Source organism: Bacillus sp. V5-8f (assembly GCF_002863565.1).
In the GTDB taxonomy this organism is placed as follows: Bacteria; Bacillota; Bacilli; order Bacillales; family DSM-1321; genus Peribacillus.
On the sequence record NZ_PGUW01000004.1, the window covers coordinates 124200 to 149557 of the forward strand.

Here is a 25358-nt window from a genome sequence, read left to right on the forward strand (position 1 = left end):
CTCTCTTTGGTCTCGGCTCATTCATAAATAAAATTATTGAATGAGCCGAAACCTTCTCTGTGAACCAAGCATTGTCACATGTTCGCGGTCAGCTGCTTGAAAATTTCTTCAAGCTCGTTTGCTGTTGCGAGCCCTGTTTTCGCTTCAATCTCCTTTAGAGCCTTCATTCTTTCAGCCTTATTAAATACATTGATATTTTTTCCCGCAACAATCCCAGCTACCGTCTTCGCGTGTTTTGCTGTCAAATTTACTTTGTATTGCTTTGCCAGTCGGAGAAGTTCATCAGTTGTTATGGTGTTTACCTTATGGTTGATCATCATTTCAAATAACTTCATACAATCACCCCTGCAACTAACATATGAAGGTAATGTATTCAAGTGACCAAAGACAATCCTATAAATTAATTGTAATTATGAAATACACCATACCGGTAAGTCCTGCTTCTTTACAATTAGCCCCCATTTCCTTTATACTACTTTGTGTAAATCGTAATGATTCTGAAAAAAGGGTGAGACTCCTATGGAGATTAGTCAAAAAAAGACAATCATTGAAGTAAAAGATATTTCATATAAATATGCGTCCGATCTTGTGCTAGAACATGTTTCCTTTAATGTTCCAGATGGAGCTTTTTTGGCACTTGTAGGGCCGAACGGATCCGGTAAATCGACATTGCTTAAATTAATCCTTGGGTTGTTAAAACTGCAGTCAGGCACGATCAGCTTGTTTGGAAAAGACATCCGCATGTTCAAAGACTGGGACCAGGTAGGATTTGTTTCTCAAAAAGCTAACTCGTTTAACTCGGGCTTTCCTGCTTCGGTGTTTGAAGTGGTCCAAAGCGGCTTGGCAAAAAAAATCGGATTATTTTCCTTACCAAAAAAGGAACATCGAGACAAGGTATTGGATGCATTGAGGTCTGTTGGCATGCTTGGTTTCAAAGACAGGAATATCGGCGAATTATCCGGAGGCCAGCAGCAAAGGGTATTTATTGCCCGAGCCTTGGTAAGTGAGCCAAAGCTTTTAATTCTCGACGAACCCACTGTTGGTGTGGATTCCAAGCATGTTCATGAATTTTATGAATTGCTTGGGGAGCTTAACAAAAAATCAGGGATCACCTTAGTCCTTGTCACCCATGATGTAGGGACGGTAACAGATAAAGTCAGCCATGTCGCCTGTTTAAACAAAAGATTACATTTTCATGGCGGCGCAGAGGAGTATCAGTCAATGGATGAAAAGCAGCTTTCATTGATGTATGGCACAGGCATCCAGTTGCTTAGCCATAATCATTAATTTGTGGAGGAAAAACCGATGATTTCGGGGATATTTCAATTTGAGTTTTTACAAAATGCGTTTCTTACAGGAATAATAATCGGAGCGCTTGCACCTCTTGTAGGTGTGTTCGTTGTCGTACGCCGGATGTCCCTTATTGCAGATGCGTTAAGCCATGTAACACTTGCGGGCATTGCATTTAGTTTGCTGCTCGAAAAAAAATTTACTGCTTTTGCGGGACTCAATCCATTATACTTAGGGATGGCATTCTCGGTGGCAGGATCGATGTTTATTGAGCGGTTAAGAAATGTATACAGACATTATCAGGAATTGGCGATCCCGATCATACTTTCAGGAGGGATTGGATTAAGCGTCGTCTTTATCTCCCTCGCTGATGGCTTTAATACAGATTTGTATGGTTACTTATTCGGGAGTGTGAGTGCGGTCAGCCGAACCGATTTGTGGATGGTGTTAGCCGTTTTCTGTGTTGTCGCCCTTACGATCATCCTTTTATTTAAGGAATTGTTCCTTTTGTCTTTCGATGAGGAGCACGCACGTGCATCGGGAATCCCATCTAAATCGATACATTTTATTTTTATAATTATGGTGGCGTTGGTTATATCGGTATCGATGAGAATTGTCGGCATATTGCTGGTGTCGGCACTTATGACACTTCCTGTAGCTGCAAGCCTCCGTATTGCCAAAGGATTTAAACAAACCATTTTCTTTTCTATTTTATTCGGGGAAATATCAGTCATTATAGGGTTATTTTTATCTTATTATGTGGATCTTGCGCCGGGCGGGACTATTGTGATGATTAGTGTAGCTTTGTTGGTTGCCGTAATCCTCATCGGCAAAGAAAAGCTAGTAAAGGCGGGGTGAAGGGTATGAATGTGACCACAGCCATGGAGTTGTTAAAGGAGAAAGGGTTTAAGCATACAGGGAAACGGGAGGAGATGCTGCAGCTCTTCTCGGACAGCAATAAATATTTAACGGCGAAGGATGTCTTGGAGGCCATGAAAGAGGATTATCCGGGTTTAAGCTTTGATACCATATATCGAAATCTTTCGCTATTTGTCGAGCTTGGTATTTTAGAAATGACTGAATTAGCAGGAGAAAAGCATTTCAGATTTTCCTGCGGCAAAGAAAATCATCATCACCACTTTATATGTATGGACTGTGGAAGAACGAAGGAAATTGAAGCGTGCCCAATGAGTGGATTGGAGTCCAGCTTGCGGGAATACGATATTTCTGGCCATAAGTTTGAAATATATGGGCGATGCCCTCAGTGCATTAATTAACAAAAACCCTGTGACTTATTTTTCCACAGGGTTTTTGAAATAGCTGATGGATAGATACATGTTTTATTCTTAGCCCTTCAACCAGTTTTCAACCCACTTTTCTGCCTCTGCCCAATCATTCACCCTGATAACCTGTTCGGGAACAGGTTTCCGATTGTACGGTGTATCAAACAAAATGACCGGAATGCCGCATTCGGTGGCAATGGCAACCGCGTTATCATGTTTATCCTCGAAAAAAATATCTACACCAAATCGCTTAGCGGCATCAATTTTATCATGTGAGCCAATCAGTTCAATATGGTGGTAACACAATTCGTGTCTATTAAACCATGTTTCCGTAATTTCCATGAGATCATTGCGGCGCGCACTGATAAAGTATAACTCGGCAAGGGTTGCCCATTTTGCTAGTGCTTGTTTTGCTCCATCTGCCATCTTAGAACCGGAATAAATCGCGGGTTCATTTTTCACAAACCATTCAGCGAACACTTCACTCGAAATATTCACAAACGGAGTCAGTTCATACTCCGTTATATCTTCATATGCCAAATTTAATTGAAATGCTTTATTTAAGAATGGCACCATCGAGTCTGGCCGGGTAACGGTCCCATCTATATCGATTCCAAAACATTTTTTCATCATTACCATCTCCTGTATACCGCTAGTTAACCCATGAAATACTATCCATGGGATGAAACCTTTTTCAAGTGGAATTTGATAAAAATCACATACACTAAGTAATGCTCCTACCAACAAAAAGTGAGGGATGCATGATGGACAAGACCCGTAACGATTATTCCAGTCTCGATGATAAATCGAATACCAATCCACACGCAGGTAGAAATTTCGCTGCGAATACAGAATCTAGAGAACAGGAACAATACCGGGAAGAAACGGCAGCAGAAATTGCAGGGCCCCGGCCAATCACAACTTCCACAGGCGAGGGTGGAGACCAGGCCCAGGGACAAAGAGCTGCTGGTTCTGCCATCGGCTATGGAGCTCTAGCCTTATCTATTCTATCTCTTTTTATGATGCCATTCTTATTTGGAGCTGCAGGGATCATACTTGGCTTCTTGGCACGAAGAAGAGGGGCTGATACTCTGGGTGCATGGGCAATCGGCATTGGAGCTGTGTCAATCATTGTAGGTGTTTTCATTCTCCCTTTTTTTTAACTAGGGCACATAAAAATGCTTGGATTCGAATGAATCCAAGCATTCCTTTTATAAAAACCACTTACAAGATTGGTTCAATTTGTTCATTTCTCTGCTTTTCGTAATATTCTTCAGCAATCTTGTCAATCTCTTTCTTAAGTTCCTCTACCATTGTTTCTTCCGGTACTTTTCGGACAATTTTTCCTTTGCGGAACAGCAAGCCTTCTCCCCTGGCACCGGCAATGCCAATATCGGCTTCCCTCGCCTCTCCTGGTCCGTTAACGGCACAGCCGAGGACAGAAACCTTAATTGGTGCTTTAATGGTTTGGATATATTCTTCCACTTCATTTGCAATGCTAATTAAGTCGATTTCAATCCTTCCGCATGTCGGACATGATATTAACGTCGCCATATTAGAAGCCAGGCCGAAGGATTTAAGTAATTCCCTTGCCACCTTAACCTCTTCAACAGGATCGGCACTCAAAGAAACACGTAACGTATTCCCAATACCTTTACTTAATATTGCACCTAATCCGGCCGCACTTTTAACGGTTCCCGAAAATAAGGTCCCTGATTCTGTGATCCCAAGGTGAAGCGGATAATCAAACGCTTTAGCCGCCTTTTCATAGGCTTCGATCGCTAAATTGACATCTGAGGCCTTCATTGAAACGATGATATCATGGAAATCCAGGTCTTCCAGGATTTTAATATGGTGCAAAGCACTTTCTACCATTCCGTCCGCCGTTGGATAGCCATACTTTTCAATGATACGTTTCTCCAATGAACCGGCGTTTACGCCAATTCGGATCGGGATTCCTTTTTCCTTGGCTGCTTTTACCACGGCTTCTACTTTTTCCCGGCGGCCGATATTTCCTGGGTTAATACGGATTTTATCCGCTCCCCCTTCAATTGCCTTTAATGCAAGCTTATAGTCAAAATGAATATCAACAACAAGCGGGATATTAATCCGTTTTTTAATCTCGGCAATCGCGTTTGCGGCCCTTTCATCCGGGCATGCAACACGTACAATTTGGCAACCGGCTTCTTCAAGCCGCTTGATCTCGGCGACAGTGGCTTCCACGTCATGGGTCTTGGTGGTAGTCATACTTTGAACGATGACCTCGTTATTGCCCCCTATCGTCAAATTGCCAACTTTTATTGGGCGTGTTTTTGTTCGATGTATAATTTCACTCAAAGTGAATTCTCTCCTTTAGGAAAAAATCATAATAAAGATTGTTTGTTCCTTAAATATTGTATCAATGTTGGGCGGAGCTTGACAAGGATTAGAATTCGGCTGTTGGCCCGAAGAAGATGTGAACAATCCTGTCAATGATACAAAGGTATTTTATACTTTTCCCCAATCAGCATATCCTCCGGCTTCAGTCCGTTATTCAGTTTTTGGAAATCCGCAATGACATTTTCTATTGAGACCTCTAAAGAGCCTTCTTCCCTTTCGACAATGGAAAGTAACGTGTCACCAGGCTCTATGGTTATTTCTTTATATGGCATGAACGTTTTTGCGGAGTGTTGTGGGTAATCTATTGTTTTTTCTACAGTTAAAATTGCTGTCGACGGGAGTGTACCAGTCGTTAAATCAAAGTAAACGATGAATCCCAAAAAACTTGTGGCTAGAAAAATCAGCAGACGTTTCATTCATCCCTCTCCCCCTGCTAATCTTATTAAATATATATGGTGAAAATTCCTCTATATGCCCAAAATCGGGCACAATTATAAAAAATACCATTCCTTAACAATTTCTTCATGCTTATTATGGATAATTATACCTAGAAGGAGGGGGTGACATGGATATAAAGCGATACATTAGTCTGAATTTAATAACGGGAATGTGGAGCAAAAAGGATTTAAAAGCACGACTCTTGATTGGGCAGACTTCGAGAAACAATGAAACAGGCAAGGGAAGGGGGCTGGAGTGTCAGCATTGAATCAGGGAATTCTTCCCCGGAGATCGTGTCTCTGATAAAAAGCTTTCATTCATTAATGGAGTCACTCCACCTACTTGTGAAAAACATTCGGTCTACAACGGGCAATCTGCACGAATCTGGCTCACTTCTCCAAGTCTCCTCTGAAAATGTCAACCGAACAAATGATGACTTAATGGAAGGGATGAAGATTGTAAAATTGGCTGCTGAAGAGACGGCAACAAGTGCTGAAAATAGCATCTTCGCTTTCCAAAACATGAAGCAAGACATATACCGGGTCATGGAGCGAATGGAAACAATTTTTTCGCGAAGTGAAGAGATGAAAGAATCCTCAGAGTCCGGGACAGATAACATGAAACAGCTTGCAGACAGTCTTGGATCGTTTGAGTTTGAGTTTAGGAACGCTATTATAACTATCAATAGTTTAAAAACGCATTCCATTTCTGTCACATCGATTCTTTCGTTAATTCAACCGATCACTGAGCAGAGCACGCGCCGGGGAAGCCGGAAAGGGATCTTCAGTATTGCCAATGAAGTGAGAAAGTATGCGGTGAAATCCTCGAATGCAGCGGAACAAATTGGATACACAATTGCAGCCAAGTGGGGAGTATCTCCAATCAATTGGCTGCAGAATTCGGAAAAATTGCATTCAGTCTAAAAACCAATATCTATACGGCTGCCTTAAGCAAAAAAACGATTGATGTATGGGGCAGTAATGTCTCGGAAGTAACCGTACTGCTGCACGAAATAGAGGGTATACTCAAAGACCTGCATAATTCCATTCCTGAAATGGAGGAGGCTGCAGAAAACTATGTATCGCTTTCTCAGCAAACAAGTGCCAGTGCTGAAAATATGTTGGCTAGTTCATATGAACAGGCCCGCAAATTAAATGATACATATGAGATAGGGGCAACCCTCCATGAATTATCGGGAATATAGTCTAAACAAATCGAAGAAGATCTTAACGCATAACAAATAAGAGGCGCCAAGGGAGGACGCCTCTTGTTATTTAGCCTCGTTTTCAGGGATTTCCTTAATTGATAAATAGAGCATTACAAGGGAAACAAACCAGCTAATGAGAATCCCAAAAGGGACGATGGCCTTGAAAGCATCCATAATCACAAAGAAAATGGTCGGCAGTGTAATCGCATAAGCTGTTAATCTCCATGACTCGCTGTAAGCGAGATTCTTTCGCAATGCATTTTTAAAGATCATTCCAAATACCGCAAGGAACGAAATTTTAATGAAATTCAGTGCTGCCGTAAAAATGTACATAATGACGATAATGACAGGTAAAACAATGAAGAGTGCCGAATCAGCTGTACCAAGAAATTGTTCAAGCTCTTCACTTGTAATGGAGAAACCTTCTATAATCGAATAAGGGTTGGACTGCATCTGTCCTGCAGTTACAAATACCAGCTCGTTCTTAAGTATTCCTATTCCGTTTTCTATTTGAGCTGCAATATCGCTGCCTTTCAATTCCCCGGTATCGTCCAGGACAATCCGGAATCCATTTTTATTAATCGTAATCGGTTCGTCTGCTTCCGAGGCCAAAGTTCCATTTTTAATTTCGAAGGAGGGCAATTCTTCTTGAATCGTTTCCCTAAAAGCCTGAATCCCGTTCTTTACCGCGGTACTGAAGTGATACGCAGGTGGTATGATCGAGAAAATCGTAAGTAAAAATACAAAAGCAATCGTTTTCCCGATTCCTTGCCTTCGAAACGCTGCAATGTCTCTCGGAGAATATAAGCTAACAAATAACTGTTTCAACATATTCATGATTCAGCACCTTTTACATAGAAATCATACAGTCTATTTTAGCTTAGCATAGTTGTCCAAAACAACCCTTTATCATTATGACGGCGTAAAATCCGGCAACATTGAACAAAAAACTGAAACTATTGGTTGTTTGTTACGTATGTTTATATAAATGGTTATGAAATGAAACAACGGGGAATAACTGAAAAAGGGAGATGATGCTGTGGAGACGATTTATTGGATTTTGATCGCAGCCGCGTTCATTATCGGTTTTATCGGGCTTGTGTTTCCGGTCATTCCAAGCGTGCTGTTCATTTTTGGCGGGATTCTGCTGTATGGGTTTCTGTTCTCCTTCGAGCCATTTAATTGGGTGTTCTGGGTGATACAGGTATTGCTTGTCGTTCTCTTGTTTGTAGCAGACTATGTCGCAAACATGATCGGCGTGAAAAAATATGGGGGATCAAGGGCTGCCATTTGGGGAAGCACGATCGGGTTACTGATAGGACCTTTTGTCATCCCTGGATTTGGTCTATTGATTGGTCCTTTTGTTGGTGCCATACTAGCTGAGATCGTTGTTCATAGGACAGATTTAGGGACAGCCACGAAAATTGGCATGGGATCTCTGATCGGGTTTATCAGCAGTGTCTTTGCTAAAGCAGTCATACAACTATTTATGATAGGTTATTTTTTACTGGCTGTTTTGCGGTGATAAAATGAAAGCATAACGTTTGAAACAGCTTCCAATCTTTGATACTCTATTTCTAACGAGCTTTAGGAAATTAAGGAAGTTGTTTTGGCTTCTTGCGTTTTCTTTTGCCTGTAAACTATTTTTACATAGGGAGGAATTTATTATGGCATTTGAACTTCCACAATTACCTTACGCGTATGATGCTTTGGAGCCAAATATCGACAAAGAAACAATGAACATCCACCACACTAAGCATCACAACACTTACGTAACAAACCTGAACGCAGCCCTGGAAGGCAATGAAGAGCTTCTTGGCAAAAGCGTTGAGGAAGTAATTTCTAATCTTGATGCAGTTCCTGAATCAGCACGTACGGCTGTACGTAACAACGGTGGCGGACATGCGAACCACACTTTATTCTGGCAGATCCTGTCTCCGAATGGCGGTGGACAGCCTACAGGTGAATTGGCTGATGCAATCAGCAGTAAATTCGGTAGTTTTGACAGCTTTAAAGAAGAATTTGCAAAAGCAGCTACTACACGCTTTGGTTCTGGCTGGGCATGGCTTGCAGTTAACAATGGCGAATTGGAAGTAACAAGCACGCCTAATCAGGATTCTCCGTTAATGGAAGGTAAAACGCCAATCCTAGGATTAGACGTTTGGGAGCACGCTTATTATTTGAAATTCCAAAACCGTCGTCCGGAATATATCAACACGTTCTGGAACGTTGTAAACTGGGACGAAGTTTCAAAACGCTACAGTGCAGCTAAGTAATTGTTTTTAAATAAAAAGCGGGAATCCATTTTAATTTGGATCCCGCTTTTTTGCATTTAGCGAATACATTCAAGTTAACAACAAAAACAGTATCCAGCACCATACCCTCGTAAATGGACGACAATAATTATTCATGCGAGACACCATTGCACGTCGGGCTAATTTGAGTATTTTGCTAACATAAATGCCTTTAATTCTTCAAACACTATTGAAGAACTAAAAGGAGAGGACAAACAATGGGTATTTTAAAAAAATGGTTTGGAGCTGGTGCCGTAAATAAAGATATGTACATGCTGCTCTTAATTGGCGGATTATACAGTCTTAGCACAGCTTTGTCGAACACGTTCGTCAATGTATATCTATGGAAGCAATCAGGTGATTTTCTTGATATTGGCATTTATAACTTATCCATCGTCTTTTTTCAGCCTTTCACATTCATCCTGGCTGGACGCCTTGCCAAAAAAATCGACCGGGTTTTTGTATTGAGGCTTGGGGTGATTTTCCTGTCCAGTTTTTTTCTATGTGTACTGCTGGTGGGAGGTAGAGCGACAGAATTTTTGGTTTTGCTAGGAGGACTGCTTGGAGTTGGCTATGGGTTTTACTGGCTTGCGTTCAATGTGTTGACATTTGAAATAACTGAGCCGGAAACAAGAGACTTTTTCAACGGCTTTTTGGGTATCCTTTCATCTTTCGGCGGGATGGTTGGCCCGGTCCTTGCCGGTTACATCATATCGAATCTTACCAAAAATACAGGCTATACAATTATATTTGGCATATCTTTATCTTTGTTTACAATTTCAGTGATTTTAAGCTTCTTTTTTGTTAGAAGGCCTGCTGATGGAAGTTATTCGTTTAAAAAAATATGGAAGGAAAGAAAAAATAATTTATCCTGGCGAATGATCACAAACGCTAATTTTTTTCAGGGGATAAGAGAAGGGACGTTCATGTTTGTTATTTCGGTTTTTGTTTTCATTCAAACAGGAAGCGAAATGGCGATCGGGAACTTTGGATTGATCAATTCAGCCATATCTTCTGTTGCTTATTTCCTTGCCTCACGCTACATAAAAGGGCCAATGAGAAAAAAAGCAATCCTGGCAGGAGGGGTAATGCTATACGCGGCAGTTTTTTTGATCGCATATGATGTAAGCTACGCTAAGCTGTTAATATATGCTGCAGTAATAGCCGTGGCTTATCCTGTCTTGCTTGTCCCTTATGTATCAATGACATACGATGTCATAGGCACTGCCTGGAATGCGGCAGAAATGAGGATAGAATATATAGTCGTCAGGGAAGTATTTATCCATCTTGGCCGATTCGTCTCCATTTTAGGATTCATTGCCTCTGTAACACTCTTCCGGCTGGAAGAGAGCCTCCCTATTTTTTTATTAATGATCGGAGCGGGCCATCTGTTTATTTACTTTTTTGTGAGAAAGGCACATATCGCACGCGAGGCGCTGTAGGGGGAAAGGAACCCCCTGCTTTTTCATTTTCAAAATCCAGAAATAAATTCTAGAAATAAACAGCATCTTTATATAAAATAAAAAAAGAATAATAGGAATTAAAAAAGGATGTGTGGCTTGTAAGTGAATAAGGAAAAGAAGAAAAAGACGCATGTTCCTTTTCGTTTAAATCTGCTTTTCTTATTGGTGTTCATTTTATTTTCTGTCTTGATCCTTCGGCTTGGCGTCGTCCAGATCGTATACGGCGATGATTATAAGCGGGAATTGGACAAAAAGGAAGAGGTGCCCGTAAACAGTCCTGTCCCTCGAGGCAAAATGTTTGACCGTAACCTCAAAGTCCTGGTAGACAATGTGCCGCTTGATGCGATCACTTATACAAGATATCAGGGCACGAAACCGCAGGAAATGCTTGAAACGGCTGAGAAATTAGCAGAATATATTGAACTGGATCCAGGCAAAATCACCGAGCGTGATCGAAAAGATTTCTGGATTTTAAAGAATCCTGAACAGGCGGAAGCGAAAATCACCAACAAAGATCGAAAATTGGTGGAAGAAAAACAGAAACCTGAGAAGTATTTGTACGAGGTGCAGCTAGAGCGGATAACAGAAAAAGAAATCAATTCATTTACGAAGCAAGAGCTCGAGGTGCTTGCGATCTTCCGTGAGTTTAACGGAGGAATGGAGCTGGTTCCCCAAATCGTTAAGAATAAAGCTGTGACGAAAGAGGAATTTGCAAGAGTAAGCGAAAACCTTGATTCCCTGCCAGGAGTGGATATTACTACAGACTGGGACCGCGCTTACCCATATGATAAAACTTTAAAAACGGTACTTGGGAATGTTTCATCCTCTGAAGAAGGCCTCCCAAGAGAAAAGGTTGATTATTTCCTTGCAAGAGATTACAGCCGGAATGACCGGGTAGGAACGAGTTATCTAGAAATGGCCTATGAAGATGTGCTCCATGGCCAGAAAGCAAAGGTTAAAAATATTAAAGATAAATCAGGGAATGTAGTGGAAACCCAGGAAGTTTCCAAAGGGGAGCGCGGCAAGGACCTGGTTTTAACCATCGACACAGATCTGCAGATTGCTGCGGAACAAATCCTCGAAAAAGAGCTTAGAAAAGCAAAAGCAAGAGGGAATACGAGTCTCTTGGACCGGGCTTTCATTGTAATGATGGACCCTAATACGGGTGAAATCCTCTCAATGGCTGGAAAGCAAATTAAGAAGGACAAGCAAACAGGCAAGCAGAAGATTGAAGATTTTGCATTAGGAAATATTTCAACCTCCTATACAATGGGGTCTTCCGTAAAGGGAGCCACTGTACTGGCAGGTTTCCATACGGGGGCCATCAGTCCGGGTACAGTGTTTAATGACGTGAAACTCAGAATTAAGGGTACACCGCCAAAAGGATCTGTCCATGATTATGGGCTGCTGAATGATGTCGATGCATTAAAGAAGTCTTCGAATGTGTATATGTTCCGGACAGCTATAAATATTGGCGAAGGGAACTATGTACCCAACAAATCGTTAAAAACGAAGCCGGAAGCTTTCGATACCATGCGTGATATTTATGCGCAATTTGGGTTAGGTGTACGAACAGGTATTGACCTTCCAAATGAGATGGCGGGATTTAAAGGAATGGAAAAAGCTTCAGGTAAACTTCTTGACCTTTCCATTGGACAATATGATACGTATACGCCAATGCAAATGGTGCAGTATGTATCTGCGATTGCCAATGGCGGTAACCGTATGAAGCCGCATATCGTTAAAGAAATCCGACACCCTCTTGATGACCATGATAAACTTGGGCCAGTTATGCAAAAAGTGGAGCCAACCGTCTTGAACAGGCTGCCAATGTCGGAAAGCGAAATTGCCCGTGTACAAGAAGGGTTCAGGCGCGTTATGCAGGAAAAGGGTGGTACCGCTGAAGCATTTTTCGGCAATAAATCATATAAGCCGGCAGGCAAAACAGGGACTGCAGAGGCTTTTTATGACGGGCCAGACAGGAAGAAGTTTAAGGAGCCTGTTCCAACTACCAATCTTACCCTGGTGGGATATGCTCCTTACGATAATCCGGAAGTTGCTTTTGCCTGCGTTGTCCCTTGGGCTTATCAGTCAAAGCCCGGCCACGCCATGAACAAGGAAGTGGCTATGCAGGTAATGGACAAATACTTTGAACTCAAAAAGGAACGCGCACAAAAGGCCGCCCAAACGACTACCTCAGAAGAAATCGATAACACCAAGATAGCGCCGGCGACAGAGTCGGAAGCCAGTGAAGGCCAGCAGAATCAAAACTAATAATAAGTGCATAAATTAGACGCCTCTTTTAAAAGGAGGCGTTGTTTTTTTTGCCTGAATTTATATATTTCCCAGATTAAACCTAAATTTTATCCATATTTACATTTTTCTAAACACGATTTACATAACCTTTACAAACTGTTAAAACCGAGTTAATAGAAAAGCTTTACTATGAATTTGTAGGACAAAACAACTAATATCTCGTAGGAGGATTCGAGAAATGAAAAGCTTTAAGTTTATGGCACTAACAGCTATGATGAGCGGGGTAATGGCTTTTACAGCTGCTTGCGGTTCAGATGGCGGTTCTGAGAAAAGCGGTGGAGCTGGATCATCATCATCAGGGGAACAGCTTACAGGTAATGTCGCAGTCGATGGATCTTCGACAGTATTCCCAATCATGGAAGCTATCTCTGAAGAATACATGGCTGAACAGCCTGAAGTTAAAGTATCTGTTGGGGTAAAGGGTACTGGCGGCGGATTTGAGAAATTTATAGCCGGCGAAACGGATATGAGTAACGCATCCCGCCCAATCAAAGATGAGGAAAAAGCAGGACTTGAAAAAGCAGGAATTGAGTACACAGAACTTAAATTAGCATTTGACGGCTTGTCAGTCGTTGTGAATAAAGAAAATGATTTCATCGACTCCTTGACAGTAGATGAACTGAAAAAATTATGGGTTGACACAGGCAAACCAAAAAAATGGTCTGATATCCGCCCTGAATGGCCAAAAGAAGAAATTAAATTCTACTCTCCTGGAACTGATTCAGGAACTTATGATTACTTCAATGAAGTAATCTTAGAGGAACAGCCAATTGTATCCAACGCTACGCTTTCTGAAGATGACAACCAGCTCGTAAAAGGTATTGAAGGCGATAAAAATGCAATTGGTTACTTTGGATTTGCGTACTATGCAGCTAACAAAGATAAATTGAAGGTAGTAAAAGTCGATGGCGGTAACGGCGCTATTGAGCCGACACACGAAACAATTAAAAACGGGGAATATACACCTTTATCAAGGCCATTGTTCACTTACGTGAAAAATAAGGCGGTTGCCGATAAAGAACAAGTTTCTGACTTCGCAGAATTCGTCATTGAAAATGCAGGTGATATGTCAGAAGAAGTTGGTTATGTAAAGCTTCCTGAAGAAGAGTACAAAAAAGATCTTGATAAATTAAAAGAATTGCAGAAATAAGGGGTTCGCTTATTAGGAATTAACATAATGAGCCGGGAGGGAAGCAAATTTGCTTCTCGCCTTGCCGTGTCTTGGATGGAAAGGGGTTTTCATTTTGGCATTTGACAACACAGAAAAAAATTCAGTCCAGCGTATGATCATGGAAAAGAAGCAACAGCGCAGCAATCGCTTGAGTTTTGAGAAGATCGTTCCTGGCTTGCTTCTTTTAACAGCTATTATCTCTGTATTGACGACAATTGGTATTGTTTTTACATTGATATTTGAGACAGTCACCTTCTTTACGGAAATTCCTCTTAAGGAGTTTTTTACGGCGGATAAGTGGTATCCGTTCTCAAAAACCGATGCTTCCTACGGGATTCTTCCATTAGTATCGGGAACGCTTAAGGTTACGGCGATTGCGGCGCTTGTTGCTGTACCGATTGGCCTGGCGTCAGCCATTTATTTGAGTGAGTATGCATCTGATAAAACGAGAAGGGTCATTAAACCAATTTTAGAAGTATTGGCAGGGATTCCGACAATTGTATATGGATTCTTTGCTTTGACATTTGTCACTCCGGTTTTACAGAAAATTATTCCTTCACTTGAGATTTTTAACGCCCTGAGCCCGGGGATCGTAATCGGGATAATGATTACGCCAATGATTGCGTCGTTATCGGAGGATGCAATGTCCTCAGTACCGAACTCGATCAGGGAAGGAGCTTTTGCCCTTGGGGCAACCAAGTTTGAAACAGCGATTAAAGTCATTCTTCCTGCAGCGCTTTCAGGAATCCTGGCATCTATTGTATTGGCTTTATCAAGGGCGATAGGAGAAACGATGATTGTGTCCGTGGCCGGTGGTTCAACGCCTAACATGAGCATGGATGTAACAACTTCTATTCAAACAATGACTGCCTATATTGTACAGGTCTCTACAGGGGACGCGGGATATGGAACGACAATTTACTACAGCATTTATGCAGTAGGTATGACACTTTTCGTATTCACGCTTGCAATGAACCTATTGGCGCAATTTATCTCTCGCAGGTTTAGGGAGGAATACTGATGAAACTGATCAACGAAGAAACTATTGCAAAAAGGATGCCTAGCCGTTTGGCCACCAACAGCATTTTAAAAGGTGTGTTTTTCCTGGCGACCATGTTTGGGCTGCTGGTGCTCGGAGTTTTGCTTTATCGGATATTCACTCAAGGATATGGCAACCTCGATTTAAACTTTTTCCAGAACTTTGCCTCACGAAAGCCTGAACAGGCCGGTGTGAAGGCGGCATTTATCGGAACCATCTGGCTGATGGCTACGGTTGCTCCAATTTCTCTGATTCTAGGGGTCGGAACGGCAATTTACCTGGAAGAATATGCTCCAAAAAACCGTTTTACGTCTTTTATCCAAGTGAACATTTCAAATCTGGCAGGTGTGCCCTCCATTGTATTCGGATTGCTTGGATTAACGATATTTGTCCGGGCATTGGCGCTTGATCGTTCTGTGTTGGCAGCTGCTCTTACTATGAGCTTGCTTATTTTGCCGGTTATCATTGTTGCTTCCCAGGAAGCGATCCGCTCCGTGCCAAAGGAATTGCGGGAAGCTTCATATGGTTTGGGTGCAACAAAGTGGCAGACGATCCTTAAGGTTGTCCTGCCAGCGGCAATTCCAGGAATCCTTACTGGTGGAATTCTTGCGCTTTCAAGGGCTATCGGGGAAACAGCCCCGCTTGTTGTTCTTGGGATTCCGATGTTTATCGCTTTCTTGCCAAGAACAGTATTCGATACATTTACTGTGCTTCCAATGCAGATTTATAACTGGACTTCAAGGCCTCAGGAGGAGTTCCAGCATGTTGCGGCAGCTGGAATCATTGTACTCCTAGTATTATTGATTATTATGAATTCCATTGCTGTATTTATTCGAAATAAGTTTCAAAAACGATATTAGTTTTGAATTTTGATGTATTCATATGTTGGCGTATATTGCGCCATGGGGTTAACACGAATAACCGGAGTTGTTAGTCGATGTTCGTTTATAAAAGGGTGCACAGCGCTCTTCTTACAAGGATGAAGGAGGATTTCAATATGACTGCTACTATATTAACGCCAGAGGTAAACAAAAAGAATAGCGGCCAAATGAATCAAGTGGATAATTTCGAGAAGGAATTTGTTTACGAATCGAAGGATCTAAATCTTTGGTATGGAGAAAACCATGCCCTGAAAAATATCAATCTCGATATTTCACAAAACGAAGTGGCTGCGATTATCGGCCCATCCGGGTGTGGAAAGTCAACTTACATTAAAACATTGAACCGCATGATTGAATTGGTGCCGGGTGTAAAGACTTCCGGAGAAATTAAATATCGCGGACGCAATATTCTTGATAAATCTTACAAGGTGGAAGAATTACGGACACACGTAGGAATGGTTTTCCAGAAGCCTAATCCATTCCCTAAATCGATCTATGAAAACGTAGCATATGGCCCGAAAATCCACGGAATCAAAAATAAAAAAGTCCTAGACGAAATCGTTGAAAAAAGTCTTCGCGGTGCTGCAATCTGGGATGAAGTGAAGGACCGCCTTAACCAAAATGCTTACGGCCTTTCGGGCGGACAGCAGCAGCGTCTGTGTATTGCCAGATGTCTTGCGATTGAACCGGATGTCATTTTGATGGACGAACCAACTTCTGCACTTGATCCAATTTCAACATTGAAGGTTGAAGAGTTAGTCCAGGAACTAAAGAAAGAGTTCAGCATTATCATCGTAACTCACAATATGCAGCAAGCTGCGAGAATTTCAGATAAAACCGCATTTTTCTTAAATGGGGAAGTGATTGAGTATAAAGATACCAATACAATCTTCTCAAATCCGGCAGATAAAAGAACGGAAGATTATATTACAGGACGTTTTGGATAAAGCTTGAGACAGGGGTTGAGTGGACACATGGTGGTACGTGAAAAGTTTGAACAAGAATTGGCTGAACTTAATAGGAAAATAATCGAGTTGACACATCTCGCGGCTGAATCGATTTCCCGGTCATTTACAGCTCTAGAGAATCAGGATCTCGATTTGGCCCTGGAAATCATTGAAGATGATACAAAAGCAGATATGTTAGAAGAAGAAATTAATGAATATGCAATCTTGCTGATTGCAAAGCAACAGCCGGTTGCAATCGATCTAAGACGGATCATTGCGGCTATAAAAATTGCTTCGGATATCGAGAGAATGGCTGACTTTGGCGTCAATATAGCGAAGTCAACCATTAGGATCGGACAGGAGCCCTTGATTGAGTCTCTTTCACATTTAAGACAAATGAAGGAAATAACCATGGAGATGATTCGGCTTTCGATTGAAGCTTTTGAGAAAGATGATATCGTTATGGCAAGGAAGATCGCGGAGATGGATGATGAAGTAGACAGTTTATACGGGGAGAGCATCAAGAGCTTGCTTCAGCTATCTAATGAAAACCTGCAGCAAGTCACTCAGCTTTCTTTGGTTGCAAGGTATCTCGAGAGGACTGCAGACCATACAACAAATGTTGCGGAAAGCATTTATTACCTTGTAAGAGGGCGCCACTTTGATTTAAATGAATAGTTAGACACCACAAGTGTGGAACACAGGCGTTGCCAGAGGATATGGCAACGCCTGTGTTCCGAAGTAAAAGGCAAGAAAATTATATTACATTCTTGCCTTTGCTTTTGGCTTTATTAGTTTACATACCTGTGGGTGATTTACTTTGATATCGTTTTAGCAACCTGCTGGAATGTCATATTATTTGTAAGTACGTATTCACCAATTTGGATATGCTTCGATAGATCATTTTGTTCCATGTACTGCTGAAATAGGGACGCATCTTTCAAAATGCCTTCCTTTACTAGCAATTCAGCAATTTCCCGTGATGTCATGCCCGGTTGGATCGTCAATGTGTAAGTTGCCGCAGGTTCTTTATCCGAATTGGGGGAATCTTGTATTCCTGCATTTTTATCCATATTTTTTTCTGTTTTCACTGTGTCGTCTACATTGGCCTGTTCTTTTTTTACAGATTCCGGATCTACTTGTTTATCCGGATCTTCAGACTTCTCTGCTGAGGTTTCCTTTGTAACCTGGAATCCTTCTTGCTCAAGCATGTTTTTTGCTTGGCTGAGATCCATGGTTACTTTATCCTTCGGTTGATACAAATAGTAGTATCCCGCAATAACAGCAGTCGAAACGATGATTCCTCCAGCAAATGCTCGTATTGCCCCTTTACTCATCGTGAAGCCCCCTTGTGTGGCTCTCTTCAATTACACTGCGGACGGCTTCCATAGACAACGTGGATTGCTTTGTTATTTGCTCCAGAGATAGGCCTTGCTGGTACAGCGATAACACTTGGGCTTTAAGTATCTCATTTATCGGCTGTTGCCTCATTGGAGATTCCTTGCCAGCAATCAACGGCTTCAGTCGTCCCGCCGTATCTTCCTGGATAAGCAGTTCCTCCTCCAAAATCTTGATTTTTCTCTTTAATTGATAGATGTCCTGCATATGCGTAAGAGTTAATTCCTCCAAATCTTCCTGAATCTTTTTTACATTGTCCCTTTTAAAGAAGGAATAAATAAGAAGTAAAATAGCTCCTGCCAGTAATATGATAAAAATTGTTTCCATATTATACACCTCACCCACGACTGTTATTAGTCCAAATTCTATCATACACAATTTTTTGTGAACTTGGACTTCATTTAGCATACGTTTTTGAAAAAAGTAGGTTTTTGTCAAAAAATTTGATGAGGGTATGTCGAAAAATATCATACTTCTTTTTTTTTCGGGTTTTTTAAAAAATATTGTGATTTATTTCCACTCATACAAAGGAGCGGGCGAACTCGACAAAATGCGTTCATTGTCTGTCTTTTATTTCAATGCTACCATAAAGATATAGAATTTTTCGAAAAATTAAACAAGACGTAAGTGCCAAGGGATTATAAATAAAAAGATTTATGGGACAGGCCATCGAGAATAGGCCAATCCTGCATCATTCAAATGTAAGGGGGAAAACAATGATTAGTTTATCAGCATACCAACCGAATTATAAGCAAACAGTTTCCCTGAAGAACCTTAAAGCCGGAATATGGCTTGATGGAACCTTTGACTGGGTAACCGATGAATCAGCAACCTATTCGAATGGAGAAGTTAGAACACTGGTACAGACCCATACTAAGAATCCGGTTACCTTTTTCAAGTTTACGATCAAAAACTGCTCTAAGGATAAGGTTCTTCCAAAAATCATGTTCCAGTATGAGAATTTATTAGAACGGCAGGCAGTAGCATTCTATAGCCCGAGCGAAAAAGCGATTTTGCATATGGGCCAGGCGTCTGTCACTTTAATTGGTGGAGCCATGAACGGCAAAAGCATGTCACAATACTGCATCCAGGGAAAAAAACATCTTTACCATAACGGCTGTTTTAAGTCCATTAAAGAAGGGATCCTCTCTTTTTCCCCACTCGCAAAGGGAGAAGTAAGTACCATGTTTTCCTTTGAAACTACAATCATGCCGCAGGATTCTGCAGAAGCGATTGCCTGGGTCATTTCCGCTGGAACACAGGAAGAGGCCAAGTTTATGAACGATGAGCTGTTGGCTTGTGGCGCTTCTTTGAATATATAATCAAATCCCTGTAAAAACTACATTCCCCTTAAAAAAACAGACTAGCATTTCATACGAAAAAGTGCTATTATAGAAAAGTCCTATGTGAAATAGCATTTATGTTTGGAGGGAAAGACACATGCGCGTGAATATTACGTTAGCTTGCACTGAGTGTGGAGACCGTAACTATATTTCTAAAAAAAATAAACGTAACAATCCAGATCGTCTTGAGCTTAAAAAATACTGCTCAAGAGAAAAACGCACCACAGTACACCGTGAAACAAAGTAAGCAACAGGATTTTTCCTGTTGTTTTTTTATTTAGCAAAGCAAAAGGAGGCTTCTACATATATGAACCAAGAGAAGAAGGATATCCGAATGCAATTGAAGTCGGTACTGCAGAAAATCAGTGAGGCGGATTACCGCTCCCTTTCCCTTATGATTGCCGAACGGCTATTTAAGCTCACTGAATGGGAACAGGCAAAAATGGTTGGCATAACAATTTCCAATGTTCCGGAGGTAGATACCCGGGAAATTATTAAGAAAGCATGGAAACAGGGCAAGGAAGTGGCAGTGCCAAAATGTTTTCCTCAAGATAAATCCATTCAGTTCAGAAAAATTACTTCCTTTGAACAGCTTGAAACAGTTTATTTTGGCCTGCAGGAACCTATTTTGGGGGAAACAATGGATGCGCCGCCAGAAGAAATCGACATGCTTATCGTTCCCGGAATTGCATATACCAAAACGGGATATCGCATTGGTTTTGGTGGAGGATACTACGACCGTTTTCTTCCTTATTATAATGGGCCGACAGTTTCATTGGCATTCAACGAACAGGTAGTACCGGCTTTGCCAATTGAAAAGCATGATATACCTGTTGGGAAGCTCGTTACTCCGGAAAGGGTATTTCTTTGTAATGCTGGATAACTTTTTCTATTTCTGTATTATTGTCATTACCGCTTATGCCGGCTGGAAGGTGAAATCCCTTTCCCGATCAGGTGCCATCGCTACTGTTTTTGTTGGAACTTCAGTTGCGATCGGTTTTCAGCTGCCCGGCTTGTTACTTTTAGGACTTTTTTTTGCAACCTCCAGCTTTTGGTCCAAGTACAAGTCTGCGAGCAAAAGGAGCATTGAAGAAAAGCTTGAAAAAGGGGACGCAAGAGACTGGCAGCAAGTCCTTGCCAATGGGGGAAACGCAGCTTTGGCCTCATGTGTCCATTTCCTATATCCAAGTGAGATGTCGCTCGTGGCATTCATTGTTTCAATAGCTGCTGCAAACTCCGATACATGGGCTTCAGAAATTGGTGTTTTAAGCAAGCGCCGCCCCTTTTATATTCTGACGTTAAAGCCGGCTGAACCAGGCACCTCAGGAGCAGTTTCACTGTTAGGTTCAATAGCGGGTTTTTTAGGTGCAGGGTTTATAGCGGTTTCCGCAATTTATCTATTTAAATTATCTTGGACTCCTCTGCTTGCTTTTGTCACTGTTTTTGGATTTCTCGGTAATTTGATTGACACGCTGTTCGGGGCAGTAGTCCAAGCACGATTCCGGTGTGAAGCATGCGGCCTGGAGACTGAAAAAAATTATCATTGCGGTAAAGAGACTCTGCTTGTAAAGGGCAGACGTTCCATTAATAATGATGTCATTAACTTGTCGTCAATCACAATTGCCTGTTTGATCGCTCTTTTGATGATTCCGTTATTTTAGAATAGGCGTTTTTATGGAAATAAAAAAAAGACTAAGAATCACTCCTGGTGGAGCAAAATATGATCAGGAGGGATTTCTATGCGTTTAATTTTAAGAATGGCGATGATGGGTGGAGCTGCTTATTTAGGATTCCGTTATCGGTACAGGCTTTTAAATACGGCTCTTTCCAATAGTTTTTTAAGAAAACTTTTTGTCAAAGGTTCTTTGAATATGCCCGGGGTCCGGGAAAAAATGGTGCAGGGTATGTTTAGACCGGAATGAAGGTTTGCGTCAAAATTAAAAAGTTTATATGAGCAGGCCAATATGGTCTGTTTTTTTTACATTTGGTGCTTTTTCGTCTATAGTTTATTTTAGAGAATTAGAAATGCATGCCAGAAAGTAGGGACGGCATTGGGCTTAAAAGAGGATTATATATTTTGGTCCATGGTCAAGGAGCTTACGGCACGTTATGGGTATCGCATGATTACGATTTCTGACAACCATGATGAAATTTGGCTTGAAAATGGAAGAAACCAGCGATTTCCTGTGATTAGGCTGATGCGTGTTAACCTGGATTGGGCGAACTGGCTAAAGCGGGATATCGAAAGGACGGCCCTGAATGGGGAACAAATCAGAAGGAAACTAATTAGAAAGCCGCTTAACGTGTTTAACATTTATGTTACATCTTTTGCCCCGGTTGATGACTATGAATACTTGATATCGTCACCGTCAATCAGCAATAAGACAACCATTCATACATTTATACTGGATACATCCAGATTTGAGAATAAATTCATGGAACTTCAGGGGAAGCTGGAAAAGCAATTCCATTTCAAGTTCTCAGAAGGCGAAGGAATAGAAGAAGCGGAAATCGTTTATTTAAAGCAAACGGCCCTTTCCGCATCCGTACAAAAAGCCAAGGAGGAACAACAGCTTTTTTCAGCAGGGAAGCCGTTTTTTACCTATCTATTCATCGTATTGCAGGTAGCTGTGTTTCTGCTTATGGAACTCAATGGCGGTAGTACAAATTCGTCGACACTGATTGAATTTGGGGCTAAATACAACCCGCTCATCCTCCAGGGAGAGTGGTGGAGGTTTTTTACGCCTATCATTGTGCATATTGGGTTTCTTCATCTATTGATGAATACAATGTCGCTATACTTTCTCGGTGGTGAGGTTGAAAGGATCTATGGCAGGCTGCGTTTTTTTTTCATATACCTATTTGCCGGCTTTGCCGGGGTGCTGGCGAGCTTTTTAACAAATGCAAACATTTCTGCGGGGGCCAGTGGAGCCATTTTTGGCTGTTTTGGTGCTCTCCTCTATTTCGGGATAGCCCATCCGAAGCTTTTTTTCAGGACTATGGGGATGAATGTCATCATTTTAATTCTATTTAACCTCGGATATGGTTTTTCAGTGGAAGGGATCGATAATGCGGGTCATATTGGCGGATTGATTGGCGGATTCTTGGCTGCGGGGATTGTCCATCTGCCAAAAAGCAAACAGCCGGTCCGTCAAATTGCCTTTGCACTTGCAGCTGTCTTCGTGACATATTGGCTGTTACAGATGGGTTTTTCTTCCGTTGCATTAGACGGAAATGACAGACAAACAGCACATATCGCCCAAAAGTATCTTGATGAGGATCAGGTAGACAAGGCTCAAGAATTACTAGAAAAATTCACTGAAAAACATCAAAATGCTCCTTATTCTTATTTTGTGCTTGGAAATTTAGAGTCCCACCGGGGTAATTTCGAAGCTGCTGAAAAGCATTATTTACAATCGATAAAATACAATCCGGATTTTTCTGCATCCCACTATAATTTGGCGCTTGTTTATATGGATGCGGGCCAACCGAAGCGGGCTGAGGTCCACGCAAAAAAAGCCGCAGAGATAAGCCCTGATGAAGAAAGATACCAAAAGCTGCTCGAACAGTTACGTCAGCGGGGAGAGGGCAGTCTTTGACGCAGCAACACAGGCGCGCCGTCTGAGGCGGTGAACACCACCAACAGTTCTTTTTTATCCAGTGCAACAAGTAAAAGGGGTACCGTGCTTCCGAGCGGGCTCAACTCACTTCCGTTATCGTGTCGGATACCTAATACATAATTGCGGTAAAGGCCCTCCCAAAGTTTGCCGATAATTTCGTCTTGTTTTGATTCCGTGTAACCGGAAAGGAGGTTTCCCTGCTTTGCTCTCAAATCTGTCAGGGGAGCCACTCGGTAACGGTTCCTATCGATTCCAAAGGCAGAGGCAGCTTGATTGAGGCTTTCCATAATTATCGATCTTGCCGTTTGCTCCAGGACTTCCTTCCATTCATGTTGTTCGGTTGAAATCGGCTGTAAAAAAGACTGAAAGGCGGAATATGGCGAGCGGATCACATAAAGCTTGTCCTCCGTCAACCTTTGAGCGCTAAATATTTTTGATTCAGGTGTATGAACTTCAGCGTAATGGAACGTAACAGTTTGGAACAAGGAGCTTTCTTCAACTGGAAAGCTTTCAGCTTGTTGGATCAATTTCGCATCCTGCTTCCAATCTTTCAATACACTCGCCAGTTTTCCGTTTTTATAAAGCAAGGAAATATCCTGCCGCAAGTACGCTTCCATGTTTAACACTGATTCTTCTGACCAGCTAATAGAATAGGAGCCGTTCCCCTGATTGGCTCTAAGTGCAGTAGAAGCTTCGTCAAACTGTATGGAAGGATCAAGGGGGAAAAAAATAATCGTTTCCCTGACAGGTTTAACATATAAGAAATAAACTACTGCCGTAATGATAATTAGTACAGCGAACAATCCATATTTAGTCTGAATCTTCATACAAGACATCCTCCATAGTCACGTTAATCTACTATATGTACGGCTATGGACAAGTATGATGGAGGGGGAAAGAATTCTGTTTTACACGATCGGGCAGGAGGCACTTGTACGATAATTCCCATTGCTTTATACTTTTTATAGAAAAAAATATCTTTAGAGGGAAAGTATGAACACAATATACGATATTCAACAATTTTTAAAACGGTTTGGTACGATCATTTATACAGGAGACCGAATTGCGGACCTTGAGTTGATGGAGGCGGAGATTAAGGAATTATACCGCTCCCAATTAATTGAAACCAAGGAGCTACAGACAGCACTGCTGTTGTTAAGACAGCAAATCCAAATTCAAAAAGACAAACAACGAAATAACTAACAAAAGGTGAGTACAATGGAAAAATGGATTATTGGTGTGGACTTAGGGGGAACGACGACAAAGATCGCTTTTATAAGCTTATACGGTGAAATCCTTCATAAATGGGAAATTCCCACTGACATCTCAGAAAAAGGGAAAAATATTACAGTTAACATTGCCAAGGCGATCGATGCCAAGCTCGAAGAGCTTGGAGAGCCAAAAAACAGGATCCTTGGCATTGGAATGGGAGCGCCAGGACCTGTGAATTTTATAAATGGGTCAATTTATGAAGCCGTCAATCTTGGCTGGAAGGATTATCCGTTAAAAGACTTACTTGAGGTGGAAACCTCCCTTCCAGCTTTCATTGACAACGATGCGAACATAGCGGCCCTTGGAGAAATGTGGAAAGGTGCTGGAAATGGAGCAAAGGATTTGGTCTGTGTAACTCTTGGAACAGGTGTTGGCGGCGGTATTATTGCCAATGGAGAACTGGTGCACGGAATTAGCGGAGCAGCTGGTGAAATTGGCCACATTACTGTGGTACCGGAAGATGGAGCTCGTTGTAACTGCGGAAAAGAAGGATGCCTAGAAACCGTTGCTTCTGCGACAGGCATTGTTCGATTGGCTGAGGAAGCATTGGCGGATTTCAAAGGCATAAGCATGCTACACGGTGTGAAGAATAACAATGGAAAATTGTCTTCCAAAGATATTTTTGATTCTGCACAACAAGGCGACCAATTGGCAGTTGAAATCATTCAAAAGGTTAGCCGGTACTTAGGTCTTGGGCTTGCCAACATAGCAAACGCACTTAATCCTGAAAAAATAATCATTGGCGGCGGTGTTTCCAAAGCAGGTGGTAAATTGCTGAAGCCGGTCCAAGATTGGTTCAGGCAATACGCCTTTCCACGGGTGGGAGAATCAACAGAAATCGATATAGCTACCCTCGGAAATGATGCAGGTGTCATTGGGGCGGCCTGGCTCGTGAAGAATTACCTTGTCGAATAGATAAGAATAAAAAAGTGAATGCTACTGAGAGAAGTTTTCTGTGTAAGGAAGACTTCTTTCTCTTTGCTTTTTGCTTGGTTACTTAAAAGATTGAATAAAGCT

General features: G+C 41.7%; 31 protein-coding genes. 23 read left to right on the forward strand and 8 right to left on the reverse strand.

From position 1 onward, the window contains the following. Positions 1 to 74: 74 nt before the first annotated feature. A complete protein-coding gene (locus tag CUU64_RS04550; protein WP_101632093.1) occupies positions 75 to 335 on the reverse strand; it encodes a DUF2624 domain-containing protein in 261 nt (86 codons plus the stop codon). A 184-nt stretch (positions 336 to 519) separates the two neighbouring features. Here CUU64_RS04550 and CUU64_RS04555 point away from each other — a divergent pair, with 184 nt between their 5' ends. From CUU64_RS04555 to CUU64_RS04565, 3 genes are read left to right on the forward strand one after another with little or no spacing between them, the layout of a single operon-like run. Further along, positions 520 to 1287, forward strand: coding sequence for a metal ABC transporter ATP-binding protein (locus tag CUU64_RS04555; protein WP_101632094.1), 768 nt, complete (start codon positions 520 to 522; stop codon positions 1285 to 1287). 18 nt (positions 1288 to 1305) lie between these two features. Then, positions 1306 to 2148 carry a metal ABC transporter permease gene (locus CUU64_RS04560; RefSeq protein ID WP_101632095.1) on the forward strand — a complete coding sequence of 281 codons (843 nt, stop codon included), beginning with the start codon at positions 1306 to 1308 and terminating at the stop codon, positions 2146 to 2148. Positions 2149 to 2153: 5 nt separating this feature from the next. Next, a complete protein-coding gene (locus CUU64_RS04565) occupies positions 2154 to 2567 on the forward strand; it encodes a Fur family transcriptional regulator (RefSeq protein WP_101632096.1) in 414 nt (137 codons plus the stop codon). A gap of 69 nt (positions 2568 to 2636) precedes the next feature. On the opposite strand, the gene CUU64_RS04570 is transcribed toward CUU64_RS04565, so the two are convergent. Next, on the reverse strand, positions 2637 to 3203 hold the full coding sequence (locus tag CUU64_RS04570) for a 5' nucleotidase, NT5C type (RefSeq protein ID WP_101632097.1): 567 nt from the start codon (positions 3201 to 3203) through the stop codon (positions 2637 to 2639). Positions 3204 to 3337: 134 nt separating this feature from the next. On the opposite strand from CUU64_RS04570, the gene CUU64_RS22465 reads away from it, so the two are divergent. Next, positions 3338 to 3736, forward strand: coding sequence for a DUF4190 domain-containing protein (locus CUU64_RS22465; RefSeq protein WP_257985427.1), 399 nt, complete (start codon positions 3338 to 3340; stop codon positions 3734 to 3736). A gap of 61 nt (positions 3737 to 3797) precedes the next feature. Here CUU64_RS22465 and ispG read toward each other — a convergent pair whose 3' ends face one another. Both ispG and CUU64_RS04585 read right to left on the reverse strand, forming a co-directional pair. Then, positions 3798 to 4910 carry a flavodoxin-dependent (E)-4-hydroxy-3-methylbut-2-enyl-diphosphate synthase gene (gene ispG, locus CUU64_RS04580; RefSeq protein ID WP_101632098.1) on the reverse strand — a complete coding sequence of 371 codons (1113 nt, stop codon included), beginning with the start codon at positions 4908 to 4910 and terminating at the stop codon, positions 3798 to 3800. A gap of 131 nt (positions 4911 to 5041) precedes the next feature. Next, positions 5042 to 5368, reverse strand: a complete 327-nt coding sequence (locus CUU64_RS04585) for a LysM peptidoglycan-binding domain-containing protein (protein WP_101632099.1) — start codon at positions 5366 to 5368, stop codon at positions 5042 to 5044. A gap of 228 nt (positions 5369 to 5596) precedes the next feature. On the opposite strand from CUU64_RS04585, the gene CUU64_RS04590 reads away from it, so the two are divergent. Then, positions 5597 to 6313, forward strand: coding sequence for a methyl-accepting chemotaxis protein (locus CUU64_RS04590; RefSeq protein ID WP_142383594.1), 717 nt, complete (start codon positions 5597 to 5599; stop codon positions 6311 to 6313). Beyond that, positions 6277 to 6594 (forward strand): hypothetical protein, encoded by a 318-nt coding sequence (locus CUU64_RS04595; protein ID WP_101632101.1) that lies wholly within the window; start codon positions 6277 to 6279, stop codon positions 6592 to 6594. Before CUU64_RS04590 ends, CUU64_RS04595 begins: the two co-directional genes overlap by 37 nt. A 66-nt stretch (positions 6595 to 6660) precedes the next feature. On the opposite strand, the gene CUU64_RS04600 is transcribed toward CUU64_RS04595, so the two are convergent. Then, the gene (locus CUU64_RS04600) at positions 6661 to 7434 is read right to left on the reverse strand and encodes a DUF1189 domain-containing protein (RefSeq protein WP_101632102.1); all 774 of its coding nucleotides are present in this window, start codon (positions 7432 to 7434) and stop codon (positions 6661 to 6663) included. Positions 7435 to 7636: 202 nt separating this feature from the next. Here CUU64_RS04600 and CUU64_RS04605 point away from each other — a divergent pair, with 202 nt between their 5' ends. The 9 genes from CUU64_RS04605 (at position 7637) to phoU (ending at position 17386) form a co-directional block, all read left to right on the forward strand. After that, positions 7637 to 8122: a DUF456 domain-containing protein gene (locus CUU64_RS04605; RefSeq protein WP_101632103.1), complete on the forward strand. Its 486-nt coding sequence runs from the start codon at positions 7637 to 7639 to the stop codon at positions 8120 to 8122. Between the two features lie 142 nt (positions 8123 to 8264). Then, positions 8265 to 8873: a superoxide dismutase gene (locus tag CUU64_RS04610; RefSeq protein ID WP_101632104.1), complete on the forward strand. Its 609-nt coding sequence runs from the start codon at positions 8265 to 8267 to the stop codon at positions 8871 to 8873. Between the two features lie 236 nt (positions 8874 to 9109). After that, entirely contained in the window at positions 9110 to 10333 is a 1224-nt protein-coding gene (locus CUU64_RS04615; protein ID WP_101632105.1) for an MFS transporter, read from the forward strand. Between the two features lie 123 nt (positions 10334 to 10456). Beyond that, positions 10457 to 12628, forward strand: coding sequence for a peptidoglycan D,D-transpeptidase FtsI family protein (locus tag CUU64_RS04620; RefSeq protein WP_101632106.1), 2172 nt, complete (start codon positions 10457 to 10459; stop codon positions 12626 to 12628). Between the two features lie 220 nt (positions 12629 to 12848). Next, complete coding sequence (locus CUU64_RS04625) at positions 12849 to 13820, forward strand: PstS family phosphate ABC transporter substrate-binding protein (protein ID WP_101632107.1); 972 nt, start codon at positions 12849 to 12851, stop codon at positions 13818 to 13820. A gap of 133 nt (positions 13821 to 13953) precedes the next feature. Further along, positions 13954 to 14862, forward strand: coding sequence for a phosphate ABC transporter permease subunit PstC (gene pstC / locus CUU64_RS04630; RefSeq protein WP_101632919.1), 909 nt, complete (start codon positions 13954 to 13956; stop codon positions 14860 to 14862). Further along, complete coding sequence (gene pstA, locus CUU64_RS04635) at positions 14862 to 15740, forward strand: phosphate ABC transporter permease PstA (protein WP_101632108.1); 879 nt, start codon at positions 14862 to 14864, stop codon at positions 15738 to 15740. Before pstC ends, pstA begins: the two co-directional genes overlap by 1 nt. A gap of 188 nt (positions 15741 to 15928) precedes the next feature. Next, positions 15929 to 16708 carry a phosphate ABC transporter ATP-binding protein PstB gene (gene pstB, locus CUU64_RS04640; protein WP_308302340.1) on the forward strand — a complete coding sequence of 260 codons (780 nt, stop codon included), beginning with the start codon at positions 15929 to 15931 and terminating at the stop codon, positions 16706 to 16708. A gap of 27 nt (positions 16709 to 16735) precedes the next feature. After that, positions 16736 to 17386: a phosphate signaling complex protein PhoU gene (phoU, locus tag CUU64_RS04645; RefSeq protein ID WP_101632110.1), complete on the forward strand. Its 651-nt coding sequence runs from the start codon at positions 16736 to 16738 to the stop codon at positions 17384 to 17386. A gap of 137 nt (positions 17387 to 17523) precedes the next feature. On the opposite strand, the gene CUU64_RS04650 is transcribed toward phoU, so the two are convergent. Continuing rightward, positions 17524 to 18045, reverse strand: a complete 522-nt coding sequence (locus CUU64_RS04650; protein ID WP_101632111.1) for an endolytic transglycosylase MltG — start codon at positions 18043 to 18045, stop codon at positions 17524 to 17526. Then, positions 18038 to 18433, reverse strand: a complete 396-nt coding sequence (locus CUU64_RS04655) for a hypothetical protein (RefSeq protein WP_101632112.1) — start codon at positions 18431 to 18433, stop codon at positions 18038 to 18040. The genes CUU64_RS04650 and CUU64_RS04655 overlap by 8 nt, the downstream gene beginning before the upstream one ends. 389 nt (positions 18434 to 18822) lie before the next feature. On the opposite strand from CUU64_RS04655, the gene CUU64_RS04660 reads away from it, so the two are divergent. From CUU64_RS04660 to CUU64_RS04685, 6 genes are all read left to right on the forward strand, one after another. Beyond that, complete coding sequence (locus tag CUU64_RS04660; RefSeq protein ID WP_101632113.1) at positions 18823 to 19428, forward strand: hypothetical protein; 606 nt, start codon at positions 18823 to 18825, stop codon at positions 19426 to 19428. A gap of 118 nt (positions 19429 to 19546) precedes the next feature. Next, positions 19547 to 19696: a 50S ribosomal protein L33 gene (gene rpmG, locus CUU64_RS04665; protein ID WP_016204868.1), complete on the forward strand. Its 150-nt coding sequence runs from the start codon at positions 19547 to 19549 to the stop codon at positions 19694 to 19696. 60 nt (positions 19697 to 19756) lie between these two features. Further along, entirely contained in the window at positions 19757 to 20332 is a 576-nt protein-coding gene (locus CUU64_RS04670; RefSeq protein WP_101632114.1) for a 5-formyltetrahydrofolate cyclo-ligase, read from the forward strand. Next, entirely contained in the window at positions 20322 to 21110 is a 789-nt protein-coding gene (locus CUU64_RS04675) for a DUF92 domain-containing protein (RefSeq protein WP_101632115.1), read from the forward strand. Before CUU64_RS04670 ends, CUU64_RS04675 begins: the two co-directional genes overlap by 11 nt. 78 nt (positions 21111 to 21188) lie before the next feature. Further along, positions 21189 to 21371: a hypothetical protein gene (locus CUU64_RS04680; protein ID WP_101632116.1), complete on the forward strand. Its 183-nt coding sequence runs from the start codon at positions 21189 to 21191 to the stop codon at positions 21369 to 21371. Positions 21372 to 21500: 129 nt separating this feature from the next. Further along, a complete protein-coding gene (locus CUU64_RS04685; protein WP_142383595.1) occupies positions 21501 to 23048 on the forward strand; it encodes a rhomboid family intramembrane serine protease in 1548 nt (515 codons plus the stop codon). On the opposite strand, the gene CUU64_RS04690 is transcribed toward CUU64_RS04685, so the two are convergent. Further along, a complete protein-coding gene (locus CUU64_RS04690) occupies positions 23024 to 23896 on the reverse strand; it encodes a hypothetical protein (protein ID WP_101632118.1) in 873 nt (290 codons plus the stop codon). The genes CUU64_RS04685 and CUU64_RS04690 overlap by 25 nt on opposite strands. 166 nt (positions 23897 to 24062) lie before the next feature. Here CUU64_RS04690 and CUU64_RS04695 point away from each other — a divergent pair, with 166 nt between their 5' ends. Both CUU64_RS04695 and CUU64_RS04700 read left to right on the forward strand, forming a co-directional pair. Next, positions 24063 to 24272 carry a YqgQ family protein gene (locus CUU64_RS04695; protein WP_101632119.1) on the forward strand — a complete coding sequence of 70 codons (210 nt, stop codon included), beginning with the start codon at positions 24063 to 24065 and terminating at the stop codon, positions 24270 to 24272. A 15-nt stretch (positions 24273 to 24287) separates the two neighbouring features. Continuing rightward, a complete protein-coding gene (locus CUU64_RS04700) occupies positions 24288 to 25256 on the forward strand; it encodes an ROK family glucokinase (protein WP_101632120.1) in 969 nt (322 codons plus the stop codon). Positions 25257 to 25358: the final 102 nt, after the last annotated feature.